The sequence below is a fragment of the Nocardia niigatensis NBRC 100131 genome, from assembly GCF_000308655.1.
In the GTDB taxonomy this organism is placed as follows: Bacteria; Actinomycetota; Actinomycetes; order Mycobacteriales; family Mycobacteriaceae; genus Nocardia; species Nocardia niigatensis.
Window position 1 is genome coordinate 68,404 of sequence record NZ_BAGC01000110.1, and the last position, 12,481, is coordinate 80,884.

At 67.0% G+C, this 12,481-nt stretch carries 12 protein-coding genes; 6 read left to right on the top strand and 6 right to left on the bottom strand.

Features of this window, described 5'->3' with window-relative positions; genetic code table 11:
- Positions 1-16: 16 nt before the first annotated feature.
- Complete coding sequence (locus ON33_RS33830; protein ID WP_040863218.1) at positions 17-1,411, bottom strand: MFS transporter; 1,395 nt, start codon at positions 1,409-1,411, stop codon at positions 17-19.
- Between the two features lie 141 nt (positions 1,412-1,552).
- Between ON33_RS33830 and ON33_RS33835 the strand changes: the two genes are divergently transcribed.
- The gene (locus ON33_RS33835) at positions 1,553-2,491 is read left to right on the top strand and encodes a LysR family transcriptional regulator (protein ID WP_245551042.1); all 939 of its coding nucleotides are present in this window, start codon (positions 1,553-1,555) and stop codon (positions 2,489-2,491) included.
- Here the strand turns inward: ON33_RS33835 and ON33_RS38825 are convergent.
- Positions 2,442-2,894 carry a hypothetical protein gene (locus ON33_RS38825; protein WP_051153306.1) on the bottom strand — a complete coding sequence of 151 codons (453 nt, stop codon included), beginning with the start codon at positions 2,892-2,894 and terminating at the stop codon, positions 2,442-2,444. The genes ON33_RS33835 and ON33_RS38825 overlap by 50 nt on opposite strands.
- A gap of 569 nt (positions 2,895-3,463) precedes the next feature.
- Here ON33_RS38825 and ON33_RS33845 point away from each other — a divergent pair.
- Positions 3,464-4,663, top strand: a complete 1,200-nt coding sequence (locus ON33_RS33845; protein ID WP_040863219.1) for an IS110 family RNA-guided transposase — start codon at positions 3,464-3,466, stop codon at positions 4,661-4,663.
- Here ON33_RS33845 and ON33_RS33850 read toward each other — a convergent pair.
- Positions 4,660-4,947: a hypothetical protein gene (locus ON33_RS33850; RefSeq protein WP_051153307.1), complete on the bottom strand. Its 288-nt coding sequence runs from the start codon at positions 4,945-4,947 to the stop codon at positions 4,660-4,662. The two genes, ON33_RS33845 and ON33_RS33850, sit on opposite strands and share 4 nt — an antisense overlap.
- A 371-nt stretch (positions 4,948-5,318) precedes the next feature.
- Complete coding sequence (locus tag ON33_RS33855; RefSeq protein ID WP_040863220.1) at positions 5,319-6,377, bottom strand: NAD(P)H-dependent amine dehydrogenase family protein; 1,059 nt, start codon at positions 6,375-6,377, stop codon at positions 5,319-5,321.
- Positions 6,378-6,652: 275 nt separating this feature from the next.
- On the opposite strand from ON33_RS33855, the gene ON33_RS33860 reads away from it, so the two are divergent.
- On the top strand, positions 6,653-7,471 hold the full coding sequence (locus tag ON33_RS33860) for a class I SAM-dependent methyltransferase (RefSeq protein WP_040863221.1): 819 nt from the start codon (positions 6,653-6,655) through the stop codon (positions 7,469-7,471).
- A gap of 119 nt (positions 7,472-7,590) precedes the next feature.
- On the opposite strand, the gene ON33_RS33865 is transcribed toward ON33_RS33860, so the two are convergent.
- Positions 7,591-8,010 (bottom strand): PPOX class F420-dependent oxidoreductase, encoded by a 420-nt coding sequence (locus tag ON33_RS33865; protein ID WP_051153308.1) that lies wholly within the window; start codon positions 8,008-8,010, stop codon positions 7,591-7,593.
- A 352-nt stretch (positions 8,011-8,362) separates the two neighbouring features.
- Between ON33_RS33865 and ON33_RS33870 the strand changes: the two genes are divergently transcribed.
- Positions 8,363-8,977 carry a class I SAM-dependent methyltransferase gene (locus ON33_RS33870; protein ID WP_040863223.1) on the top strand — a complete coding sequence of 205 codons (615 nt, stop codon included), beginning with the start codon at positions 8,363-8,365 and terminating at the stop codon, positions 8,975-8,977.
- A 379-nt stretch (positions 8,978-9,356) separates the two neighbouring features.
- Here the strand turns inward: ON33_RS33870 and ON33_RS33875 are convergent, their stop codons facing one another.
- Positions 9,357-10,568, bottom strand: a complete 1,212-nt coding sequence (locus ON33_RS33875) for a DUF2786 domain-containing protein (protein WP_245551044.1) — start codon at positions 10,566-10,568, stop codon at positions 9,357-9,359.
- A gap of 172 nt (positions 10,569-10,740) precedes the next feature.
- On the opposite strand from ON33_RS33875, the gene ON33_RS41980 reads away from it, so the two are divergent.
- Entirely contained in the window at positions 10,741-11,085 is a 345-nt protein-coding gene (locus tag ON33_RS41980) for a hypothetical protein (RefSeq protein WP_157184864.1), read from the top strand.
- A gap of 80 nt (positions 11,086-11,165) precedes the next feature.
- Positions 11,166-12,341 (top strand): cytochrome P450, encoded by a 1,176-nt coding sequence (locus tag ON33_RS33880; RefSeq protein ID WP_040863225.1) that lies wholly within the window; start codon positions 11,166-11,168, stop codon positions 12,339-12,341.
- Positions 12,342-12,481: the final 140 nt, after the last annotated feature.

Sequence of the window (12,481 nt, forward strand, 5' to 3'; positions counted from 1 at the left end):
GGTCCGGTCGTCTCGGTCATGCCACCTTCACCTCACCAATGGTCTGCTTCGAACTGTGCTGCGCGGCAATGCTTTCCGCGTCGGCCCGGTCGATGGCCGCCAGATCCGCGCCCTTGGTCTCGCGGGCGAACAGGACGGCCACCACGGTCACCGCCGCCGAGGCCGCCAGGTACCAGGCGATCGGCACCGAGGACTTGTAGGTCTCCAGCAGCCGCACGGCGATGATCGGCGCCAGCGATCCCGCCACCAGCGAGGTCACCTGATAGCCCAGGGACACACCGGAATACCGCATGCGGGTCGGGAACATCTCGGCCATGATCGCCGGCTGCGCCGAATACATGAGGGCGTGGAACACCAGTCCGATGATGACGGCGGACAGGATGATCGCGTTGTGCCCGCTGTCCATCATCGGGAAGGCGAAGAAGCCCCAGGTGGCGGCGGTGAGTGCGCCGACCAGGTAGACCGGGCGGCGTCCGATGCGATCGCTGAGCCGCCCGACCAGCGGGATGACCAGGAAGTGCACGGTGTGCGCCGCGAGCAGCCACCACAGAATCACCTTGGTGTTGGCTCCCACATGGACTTTCAGATAGGTGATGCTGAAAGTGACCACGAGGTAATAGAAGACGTTCTCGCCGAACCGGAGTCCCATGGCGGTGAGCACACCTCGCGGATACCGCTTCAGGACCTCGAGCGCGCTGAAGGAATTCGCCTTCTCCTCTTCGGCGACCTGTTGCGCGGCCACGAAGATCGGCGCGTCGGTGATCTTGGTGCGCACGTAGTAGCCGATCAGCACCACCACCGCCGACAGCCAGAAGGCCACCCGCCAGCCCCAGGACAGGAACGCCGCGTCCGACAGCGTCGAGGTCAGCACGAGCAGCACGATGGTCGCGAGCATATTGCCCACCGGCACCGCCGCCTGCGGCCACGACGCCCAGAACGCGCGACTGCGGCTCGGACTGTGCTCGGCGACCAGCAGCACCGCGCCACCCCACTCGCCGCCGACCGCGAAGCCCTGCACGAACCGCAGCACCACCAGCAGCACCGGGGCCAGATACCCGACCTGCCCGTAGGTCGGCAGGCAGCCCATCAGGAAGGTGGCCGCGCCGACCAGCACCAGGCTCAGCTGCAGCAGCTTCTTGCGCCCGTACCTGTCGCCGAAGTGGCCGAAGACGATGCCCCCCAGCGGCCGGGCCGCGAACCCGACCGCGTAGGTGACGAAGGCCGCCAGGATGGCGTCCAGGTCGCTGGTGCCCTTGGCGAAGAACACCTTGTTGAACACCAGCGTGGCCGCGGTGCCGTAGAGGAAGAACTCGTACCACTCGACCACGGTCCCCGCCATGGACGCGGCGACCACACGCCGCAATCCGGCCAGGCCGCCGCCGGCTTCCGGTTCGGTATCCGGGAGGCTCATCGCGCAACTCCTTCACGCCGGGGCCGCCCCACCCTCATCTGTGACGCGGCCCACACATACTTCGATGCCAAGGAGTATTCGTGCACATTCGCCCCGACAGCAATGACCAGATCCGCAAACCCAATCTGCAAGAATGCAGAAATGAGCGTGACCTCCACCACCAACCGGCCGAGCCCCGACGATCTGCTGGTGCTGCTCGCGGTCGGCCGGACGGGCCGCTACGTCTCCGCCGCGGAGGAGCTGGGCATCAACCACACCACCATCTCCCGCCGCATCGCCGCCCTCGAACAGGCCCTCGGCGGGCGGGTCCTGATTCGCGGCGCGAGCGGCTGGGAGCTCACCGAACTCGGGCGGGAGGCGCTCACCGCCGCCGAGGCCATCGAAACCGCCGTCCGCTCACTGACTTCCGACACCCCCGCCCTCGAAGGTGTGGTTCGCATGTCGGCCACGGACGGGTTCAGCGCCTACATCGCCGCACCCGCCATCGCCGCCCTGCAACGCCGTCACCCCAAGCTCTCGGTGGAGATCGTGACCGCCACCCGCCTCGCCTCCCTGCAGCGCTCGGGCTCGGATATCGAAGTGGTAGTGGGTAAACCGCAACTCCGCCGCGCCCGCGCCATCGAACTGGGCGAGTACACCCTCGGCCTCTACGCCGCGCACTCCTACCTCGCCGACCATCCCGCGCCCGCCACCGTCGACGATCTCGCGCGCCACCCGCTCGTCTACTTCATCGACTCCATGCTCCAGGTCGACGACCTCGACCTGGCCCCCACCTTCGCCCCGGCCATGCGCGAATCCCTCTCCTCCACCAATGTTTTCGTTCACGTCGAAGCGACCCGCGCGGCCGCGGGCCTGGGCCTGCTCCCCTGCTTCATGGCGGACCGCCACCCAGATCTGACCCGAGTTCTCTCGGATGTCTCAGTGCGCCTGACCTATTGGCTGGTGGTCCGTCCGGAAACCCTCCGTCGCCCCGAAGTGGCCACCCTCGTCGAAGCCCTCCGCGAGCAGGTCCACACCCAGCGCGACATGCTCATGGGCGCCCCGGATCCCGGACGGGAGTTACCTGAATCGTCCAGCTGATGCCGGAGCCCAGCGAGGCGGGCACGGTGTGGTGAAAGCGACGCGGCGGCAGGGATGGCAGGCCGGCGTGACGGGCCCGTTCGAGTCCGATTCGCGTCACCGCGCCGACAACGGTCCGCCACACCAACCGGTTCGCGGGAACCGTGTAGCTCAACCGGGTGTGCGGCGCGTATCGCGTTCCCGCGTCGTCGTTTTCGAGCCATCCGGTCAAGGCGATCCGACGCTGTCCCAGCGTTCCCGCGGTGAATGCGTGTCCGGTCAATCCGGCGCGGCGCTGTCCGGGCGGCACCAGCCCGGGCGGAACGGACAGGTTCAACCCGTCCGGTGACGGCTCCGCCGCCTGGATCGGCGCGACCATCGGATACCCGTCCGCCCCGACCCATCCGAGCAGACGATGCGGCAATGATCGCAGCTCACGGGCGACGCGGTCGACATCGACGCGTGCACCGGTACCGTTCGCGGGTGGCTTCTGCGAGGCCGGAGCATCATCGGGCGTGCGAGCCCGTCTACGAATGACGGTGCGCCACAGTCGATATCAGGGAACGCGATGATCCGCTCGGCCCGAATCCGCACGATGACCCGATCCCACCAGAACGGTTCCAGCCACCGATTCCACAGCGCTCCGCCGAGCTCATCCGGCCCGAGTGCGGTCCCCGCCCGCCGGTAGAAGTCCTGCAGCTCGTCGCGATCCGGATACCAGGAAAAACTCGCATCCCCCTGGACGACAACGAAATCCCCCCCGTTACCTTCTTCGTGATCCCGCTACGGGGTCACGGTCGCCAGGCCCGGTATGACTTCTTGCCCCTGTCTTTCGCATGATCCGGGGGGTGGTGTCGCCGGGTCCTGGTGGTGTCGATGGACCGCTGATGGGGACAGGGCCGAGCGCAGGTCTCTTCGTAACGTGGGTGCCGGACGTCGACGCCGGATCGGCGACCATTCAGGGTGCGACGCGATGAAGGGACACTCCCGAAGGTGACACAGGCGTATGCCGTGTTCTGCGGCGTTGACGTGGGCAAGGGCGAGCATCACGCGGTCGGGCTGGACCCGACCGGGAAACGGTTGCACGACAGAGCATTACCCAACGACGAAGCCCGCCTGCGTGCGGTGTTCGAGAAGCTGGCCGCACACGGGCCGCTGCTGATCGTGGTCGATCAACCCAACACCATTGGCGCGTTGCCGGTGACCGTCGCCCGCGCCATGGGCCACGACGTGGCCTATCTGCCCGGGCTGTCGATGCGCCGTATTGCCGATCTGTATCCGGGACAGGCGAAAACCGACGCTCGCGACGCGTTCATCATCGCCGACACCGCTCGCACCCTGCCGCATACGCTGCGCCGGGTCGATGTCGGCGATGAAGCGCTCACCGAGCTGGGCTTGTTGGTCGGCTACGACGACGATCTGGCTGGGGAAGCCACCCGCACCAGCAACCGTATCCGCGGCCTGCTCACCATCGTCCATCCCGCCCTCGAACGCGTCCTCGGCCCGCGCATCGCGCATCCGGCGGTGCTGGAGATCCTGTCGCGCTGCGGCGGACCGGAAGGCATCCGAGCGACCGGGAAACGCAAGCTCACAGCGCTGGCGGTCAAACACGCACCCCGCATGGGCGCGCGCCTGGCCGAGGAAATCTTTGCCGCGCTGCCCGCGCAGACGGTCACCGTCCCGGGCAGCAAGGCCGCCGAGGTCGTGCTCCCCAAACTCGCCGACTCGCTGAAATCGGTGCTGCTGCAGCGACAATCGATCGCCGCCGATATCGAGAGGATGCTCGATGCGCACCCTCTTGCCAAGGTCCTGACCTCGATGCCTGGCATCGGAGTCAGGACCGGAGCCCGCATCCTGCTCGAAGTCGGCGACGGCTCGGCTTTCCCCACCGCCGGGCACCTGGCCGCCTACGCCGGCATCGCCCCGATCACCCACCGCTCCGGCAGCTCCATCCGCGGCGAGCACCCCGCCCGCTCGGGCAACCACAAACTCAAACGCGCCCTGTTCCTGTCCGCGTTCGCGGCCCTGCACGACCCGGCCAGCCGCGCCTACTACACCCGAAAACGCGACGAGGGCAAAAAGCACAACGCCGCCCTGATCTGCCTGGCCCGCCGCCGCTGCGACGTCCTCTACGCCATGCTGAAAACCAAACAGCCCTACCGTGATTCACCCGCATCAGCGAGCACCGGCTAGCGCGACTCCTCCCGATCGGCGCGCACCACGATCACGACTGGGTCGTCGTCTTCGCCGACTGCCTGGTCGAGCCTCAACATCTGCCTGGACCGGGTTTCCTCGACGACATGTCGATAGGACGGGGACAGCAGCGACTCCACCTGACCGAGCATGCCCGAACCGACTCCAGCGGTCTTGGGCCGGTGACGCCAGTAGATCCAACCGCGGCGCTCCGCCCACACCGCGATCCGATCGATCACGGCCACCGCCACGACAAGCCCGGCCACCCCGATCGCCCAGTGCATGCTGCACCAGCCTCCCACCGCTCGAATCGACACCCGAAACCAACGTATCCGACGATCACCAGGAGAGCAGATCCACCGCAGCCGCAACTTGACGAAAACCATAGGGACACCCCCCCGAGCCTTCCCGTGCTCCCGAGCATGAAAGACCACCGCGACCCGTGGATTGCCCTCCAGCCGCCGCAACTTCTTGAACGCCGCCAAATCACTGGTGAACCGGAACGTCCGAGTCCCAGCCTCCCACCCGAAGCAGGCGCCCGCGGGTGGATGTCATCGGGTGGCGTCCGGTACCCAACGGCCCGGGACCCAGTTTTCTGCCACTGCCTGCGATGACCGAGCCGGCCGGCGCAGGGCAGCATCAGGTATCGAGCAACTCAATCACGTTGAGCCGCAAGGTCGGGGTGTGCGCGGCCGGCGACGACGGGTAGGTCCAGGCTGGATTTGAGGCCGGGGGATGCGGCGCACACGTATGGGATCGAGTTGACGCAGTGGTTTGCGGTCGCCACGATGCCGGGGTTGCGCTTCAAGCCTTCGGCGATGGTGGCGGGTTGCCAGCCGTGGATGACCACGAAAGTGTCGGGGTCGCCTTTGATCTCGATCTCGTAGCGTTCGCCCTCGGGGCCGAATTCCCAGGCGGGCTCGAGGTTCTCCTCCCCCATCAGCCAGTTGACCGCGATCCGGACAACCGGCCGGTCCCCCACCATGGCGTCCCACTGGAATCGCTGGCCCGCGACCTGACCGGGCTCGATGACTCCCATCGGCGACTCGATGGGCGCGGTGGCGACCGCGATGTCGTGCGAGGTGCGGATCTCGGCCTCGGCGAATCCGAGGGTATCCAGGCACATTCGCGCCGATTGGGTGAATCCGCCGGTCAGCAGTCCGAGCATCGGCGACTTGCGGGCCTGTTCGGGAGTGCCGCCGAAACCCATCACCCAGCGCAGTACGTCGGGGGCGTCGTAGGTGCGCATGTCGGAGAATTCCTCGGCCCGCACGAACGTCACCGCCGACGACATCGCCGAGAGCACCAGCGGATGCAGATCGGTCGTCCCGCCGGGATTGATGCCGATGCCGTGCAGGGTGACGCCGCCGTCGAGACAGGCTTGCACCAGTTCGGCATCACGATCGCTCGGATAGAACCAGCCGACCGGCGTGACAACGTTCTTTCCAGACCGCAGAATCCGCGCCACCTCATCGGGATTCGGAATCAGCGGCGCGTACACCACCGCGTCCGCCTCCAACGCCAGGATCTCCTCGACGTCGCTCGTCGCAACGACCCCGATCGAGCCCGTGCCGAGAATGTCACCGACATCCTTGCCGCTCTTGGCATCCGAGTGCACATAGCAACCGACCAACTCGAGCTCGGGATGCACCCGCACCGCTTCGATCGCCGCCTTGCCGACCCCACCGGTAGCCCACTGGACAACCCGCAACATGGGCCCTCCTCGAAATCGAGACCATAAAGATGAGAGTGACTCTCTCAATGAAGGCGAGTCTCGCAGAGGCGAGTGGCCATGACAACGGTCCGAGCGCGCACAGGAACCATCCGCCGCGGGTCTACCCACCCGGACGCCATGCCCCGAAGAGCAACAGCCCACACCATTCTCGGGGGACGGCGGCCGTCCGGGGCGAACGCCTGCGCGTCCGACCGGCATATCCGGCTGTCGCCGGTAGCATCAGCGACTGTGAGTGCCGATCCGAGGCCGGGCTCGTGACCGCGGCCGGAAGCGGGGACACGTCCTTCACCGGCTCGATCCCCGAGATCTACGACGAGCTGCTGGTTCCGATGATCTTCGAGGAACCGGCCCGGCTACTCGCGGAATCGGTGGCCGCGACCGACGCTGTCGACATCCTCGAAACCGCCGCCGGAACCGGCGCGCTGACCCGAGCCCTCGCCCGGCTGGGCGGTCACGACATCGTGGCCACCGATCTCAACGAACCCATGGTGAAAGCCGCAGCGACCCGCCTGGTCTCCGACCGCGTCCGGTGGCACGTGGCCGATGCCCAGCACCTGCCCTTCCCCGACCGCTCCTTCGACGTGGTGGCATGCCAATTCGGCGCCATGTTCCTTCCCGACAAGATGCACGGATATACCGAGGCCCTGCGGGTTCTACGGCCCGGCGGCATGTTCGCCTTCAACGTCTGGGACCGGCTCGACACCAACGCCGTAGCCCTGGTCATCACCGAGGCCCTGTGCGCCGCAGCCCCCGACGAACCCCTGGAATTCTTCCGCCGAACCCCCTACGGGTACTTCGACATCGACCAAATCCGCAGCGAGCTCACTTCAGCAGGCTTCGAACGAATCACTGGTGAATACATCGAAAGCTCCAGCCACACCACCCCGGAAACCGGCGCAATCGCCTTCTGCCAAGGAACCCCTCTTCGCGGCGAAATCGAACGTCACTCTTCCCTCGACCTCGAATCCGCAACCACCATCGCCACCACCGCACTGCGCCGGCGATACGGGCCGGACGCATTCGACGCACCCATCCGATGGCTGCAGCTGACAGCCTGGCGACCAGCCGATTAGGCAGACTCGGGCCGGCACTCCGCCGAAGCGGTCCGACGAATTGCCCAGAGAAGCAACAAGACTCGGCAGCCGGGGAACAGCCGTCCTGGACTGCCGTGGTGCCGCACCGAATCTGATTATCAGGCTCCGAACGCGGTGATCCGGTCCGGGATGACGCGCACGATCCAGCGTTGCACTTCCGACGGCTCCGGCGGCGGCAACTCCCCCACATACTTTCGGGACAACCGCGCCGGAAGTTCCTTGTCCGGATCCGGCACCAACTCGGCAGTTCCGGCGATGTCGATTGTCCGGTAAGGGTTTTGCGAGTCCAGGACGGTCACGCTGACGCGGGGGTCTCGGGCGAGATTGCGGCCTTTCCGGCGTTGCGCGGTCGTCGTGAACACCAGCGTGTCACCGTCACGATCAACCCAGATCACCGAGGTGTGTGGCGACCCGTCCTCGTTCATCGTCGCAACGACCGCGAAGTTTCTGCCATCCAACATGTTCCGCATGTGTTCATGAAGTTCGGTCACCCTGCGAAAACTACCCAGGCCGGGCATTCGCGTGAATGGCCCAAAAGCTCATCCCCATATCCCAATCGCTCATCGCACCGATCGCCGAGCTGCGGCCATTTCCGCGCCTGGCCCGGGCGACCTCTCCGGCGGCGGGGCTCCGATCGACGATCGCGCGGACGTCTCCTGGGTCGAATGTTCTGCACCGCGGGCAGGTATGGCATGTGCTGGTTGCATGTCTCGGATCGGCGGGGTCCAACGGGGCGGATTCGGGTGAGGCTGTCCGGCTCAGGCCCGGGCGGGTGACTGCTCCCGGCGGAGGGGTCGGGCCGCGTGATCATGGTTTGCCCGGCGGTGGCACAGTGGATCGGAGCAGGGCCTAGCGAGGAGGAAGTATTCCATGAGTGGACGTACCCCCAGCCAGTGGGAGGAACTCACCGCTGCCGACCCTGGGCATTCGACGTGGTACGTGGAGCGGTTCCGCACGTTGGCGGCCGAGGGCACGGATATCGTCGGGGAGGCGCGGCTGATCGACGCGATGCTCGATCGCGGTAGCCGGGTACTTGATGCGGGGTGTGGTCCGGGGCGGCTGGGTGGTTACCTGCACGGAGCTGGTCACGCGGTTGTCGGTGTGGACGTCGATCCGGTGTTGATCGCTGCGGCGGAGCACGACTATCCCGGTCCGACGTGGCTGGTCGGCGATCTCGCCGAGCTGGATCTGCCGGCGCGTGGGATCGCCGCCGATTTCGATGTCATCGTGTGCGCCGGGAATGTGATGACATTTCTGGCGCCGTCCACCCGAGAGGCGGTCCTGGCCGGGTTCGTCCGCCATCTCGCGCCGACCGGCCGGTTGGTTGTGGGATTCGGTGCGGATCGCGGTTACGAGTTCTCGCAGTTCCTGGCAGACGCCGAACGTGCCGGGCTCTCGGTGGATCTGCGGCTGTCGACTTGGGACCTCCGCCCATTCACCGACGAGTCCGACTTTCTCGTGGCGGTGTTCTCGCGCGCGAAGTGAAGCATGGAGAATCCCGACCCGGCGCCGAGCCGAGCCTCGAGTTCGGCGGGATCGCCGCGTTCCGACCGCAGGACGCGGCGGCGGGTCGAGACAGCGGGCACGTGGCGTCGATATCGCCGCCTCGACCCGCGCTGGAATGACCGATCAGGAATTCGAAACCGATTGCGGCAATTGAATACTCGACCGCTCCGACGACGAGACCGGGACCCGGCCGGTGCGCTCGGGAAAGACCCGGCTAGGAATCGCGAAACGCAGCTCACCGCGATGTCCACGAACGATCGGATCGAGGGGGCGCGACCACGGTGGTGGTCGGCAGCGAAAAGCGCTGCTTCTGAGGGGATTTCGGCCCGCAACCCAAACGGTACGCCGACCTGCGAAGTCAGGAGTCGAGGTTGGCGCGGTCGGCGGCGGCGCGGCCCGCGTGCCAGCCCTCGGCATCAGGTACCGAGACGCGCGACGCTTTCACGGCCGGGAACAGCGTCTCGAAGGCAGTGTCGACCCGTAGTTGATGCGAGGCGAGAACGGGCAGAAGTCGTTCGGAGTCAGCGGTTTTCGCGATCGTATCGGCGTTGGCGTGGGCGAGCCGCTCACCGATCCGGGTGGCGTAGGCGATGAGGAACGACTTGCGGAACGGCCGGGTGCGGGCCGAGGCGGCGCCACGATGGTCGCCACTGGCGATCATCGCCCTGGTCGCCTGAACCAACAGCGAGGTGGTCAGCAGCTCCGCGGCATCGAGGTCGGCCTCGTCACCGACGATGGCCACGAAGCCCCACTCGGCGGAAAAGATCGCGCGGCACCGGTTGGCGCCCGCGACAGCATCGACCAGTAGGGCCTTCGCGTCGGCATAGGGCGTGTCCAGCCAGAGTCTGCGCGCACCGGGCAGATCGGGCGCGGCGGTGCCGGCCTCGAGCAGCACCCGATCGATCGCGTATTTGGTCATCAACTCCTGCGCCTTGGCCGACAGCACCTCGGCTTCCTCCGGGAACGAGGTGGATTCGGCCTTCGCGAGCAATCCCCGAACCCTGACGAGCGCCTTCTCGTCCACCGGATGGCGCGCCGCGCGCTCGGGACGCGCCGACCCCGGCAACGGCCGGATCAGCTCCATCCTCGGCATCTGGAACAGCAGCGCCACCGCTTCGATCACCGCACCGACCGCCTCGGTGGCAATCAGCAGGTGCCTGCTCGCCCACTGCCCGAGATGCGGTTTCGATTGCTCCCACCAAACGCTCGCCTCCAGCTCCCCCAGCTGAGCCAGCCACGTCTCATCGACCGTCTCCGCCGCGAACTGCCCAACGTAGGCGCCCATCATGTCGACCAGATACGCGACCGCGAATTCCCCGACCCGCCGGCGCGCGGCCTGATGAATATCCCCGGGCAGCCAGCCACTCTCGAACGCCGTCGTAATAGCCTGCCGCCCAGCCAGATACGCACCCCGCTCCAACTCCGGCGTGAACCCACCCTTCCCCAGCTCCGCCGCGAACACCCCCACAGCCCGCGAATCCCCTTTGGCCGACTCCAAAGCCCCCGCCAGAATCGCGTTCCCGATCTCCTCCGGCCCAGCCTCCCCCGCTTCCCCGAGCGCCGGCCGCACCGTCTCGAACCGGCCGCCCGCAGCCCGCTCCTCGCGAGCACGCTGCGCAGCCGCCCGATGCCGCCGGTTCTTCCCCATTGCTCCGCCTCCACTCCTCCTCGAACCTTTGCACGATAGAGCCACCTACCGCCCGGCCGGGCACCCGGGCAGAGTCGCCAGCAGAGATTCAGCTATGACCAGCGCCCGGGCTGAAGGACGTCCAGCCAAAGTGCCGGCCAGCGGGGTGGATCTACGCGTACCTGACGCCGGTCCGGGCGAGCAAGCGATGGAAGTTCCGATAGCGCAATCTCCACGCATCGATCCGATCGAGCGCTCGACTGCACACGATCGCGAAATCGACTCCTCTGCAGTCGATCTCCGTTCAGGCCGGTTCGCGATCCCGGGAGGCGGCCCGGTTGGTCACGAGCATGGGGACCGGGCCGTCGGGCCCGCCGGTGAAGGAGAACTGGGGGCGGATCGGGGTGGTGGTGGCCAGATTCAGTTCGATGCGGCGAAGGGGCTGCTGACCACGCCGTGACGCGACGAGCGGGTTGACTCTGCGCGGTGGCCGGGCGCACCATCAGTCGCACAGCCGCTCAGGGGTGGAAGGGGTTCGCCATGGCCGACAGCCATCAGGAATTCTTCGAGAATCTCGACTGGTTCGACGAAAGCCACTGCGCGCGACTGGATGATCAGCTCGCGTGGGCGCGCGCCCAATGTCCGGTCGTACACACGGGTTTCGGCGGCGGAATGCACGTGGTCACGCGGTACGAAGACCTCGTCACGGTGGCCGCGCATCCGGAGATCTTCAGCTCCACGATGCCCGGATTGACCACCGTGCCAGTCGCTTTGCCGCCCATCGACGTGGATCCGCCACTGCACCATGACTTCCGGGCATTCCTGAACGGACCGTTCTCGCGGGCGGCACTGCGACGATACGAGCCGGTCGTGCAGCAGCTCGCCGACGAACTCATCGATGGCTTCGCCGGCCGCGGGGAGGTCGAGTTCGTGAGCGAGTTCGCGATCCCGTTCACCGCGGGCGCACTCGCGAAGATCGTGCTCGACGACGACAACCAGGAGCGGCTGGCGCGCGCGGTCGACGCCGTCACCCAGGTGTCGGTGCAGAACACGCCCGAAAGTTTCGCCGCCGTCGCGGCATTGGCGGCCGAGCTCATGGCCGAACGCGAGGCCGCGCCCCGCGCGGATCTGCTGCAGTCCATCGTCGATGCCACTGTCGCCGATGGCCGCCCGCTGAGCATGGAGGAACGGCTCGGCGTCGTCACCGTGCTGCTGCTGGGCGGGCTCGACACCACCCGCGGCGCACTCGCCTACATCGCCGAATACCTCGCAGAGGTACCCGGACTGGAAGCGAGGCTGCGCGAGCCAGATTGGGCGACCCGCGATCTCGACGAGTTACTGCGCTATACCTCGACCGTGAGCGTCATGGGCAGACTCGTCGTGGAGGACAACGACCTGCTCGGCGTGCCGATGGCCAAGGGCGACCGAGTCGCGGTGCACTGGCGTTCGGGCAACCGTGACAGCGACCGATTCGATAATCCGGAGCACCTCGATTTCGACCGTAACCGCAATCCGCACTTGGCTTTCGGCATCGGTATCCACCGCTGCCTCGGCCGCCACTTCGCCCGCATGCAACTCGACATCGGCATCACCCGGCTCCTGAACCGCCTCACCGCGTTCCGACTTGCTCCCGGCACCGGAATCCAGCGCTCGGTCGGCATCAGCGTCGGTGCGCCCCACGCTCTACACCTGCGCTTCGACCAGGTCACGCCCTGATCTGCGGCCACCGAACGGCAGCACCGTGACCTGACCTGTCGGTCTGCGGCCGTGCCGCCCGTGCGCCCGAAGCACTTCCATCAGAAACTGCCCGCAGAATGTGCCGCTCGCCTCGGTGTGCACGTCTGCGCACCGCCGGC

Coding starts and splice junctions, on each gene's coding strand:
- ON33_RS33830 (WP_040863218.1), bottom strand. CDS start 1,411: ATGAGCCTCCCGGATACCGAACCGGAAGCCGGCGGCGGCCTGGCCGGA.
- ON33_RS33835 (WP_245551042.1), top strand. CDS start 1,553: ATGAGCGTGACCTCCACCACCAACCGGCCGAGCCCCGACGATCTGCTG.
- ON33_RS33850 (WP_051153307.1), bottom strand. CDS start 4,947: ATGCACTGGGCGATCGGGGTGGCCGGGCTTGTCGTGGCGGTGGCCGTG.
- ON33_RS33855 (WP_040863220.1), bottom strand. CDS start 6,377: ATGTTGCGGGTTGTCCAGTGGGCTACCGGTGGGGTCGGCAAGGCGGCG.
- ON33_RS33865 (WP_051153308.1), bottom strand. CDS start 8,010: ATGCCCGGCCTGGGTAGTTTTCGCAGGGTGACCGAACTTCATGAACAC.
- ON33_RS33870 (WP_040863223.1), top strand. CDS start 8,363: ATGAGTGGACGTACCCCCAGCCAGTGGGAGGAACTCACCGCTGCCGAC.
- ON33_RS41980 (WP_157184864.1), top strand. CDS start 10,741: ATGACCAGCGCCCGGGCTGAAGGACGTCCAGCCAAAGTGCCGGCCAGC.
- ON33_RS33880 (WP_040863225.1), top strand. CDS start 11,166: ATGGCCGACAGCCATCAGGAATTCTTCGAGAATCTCGACTGGTTCGAC.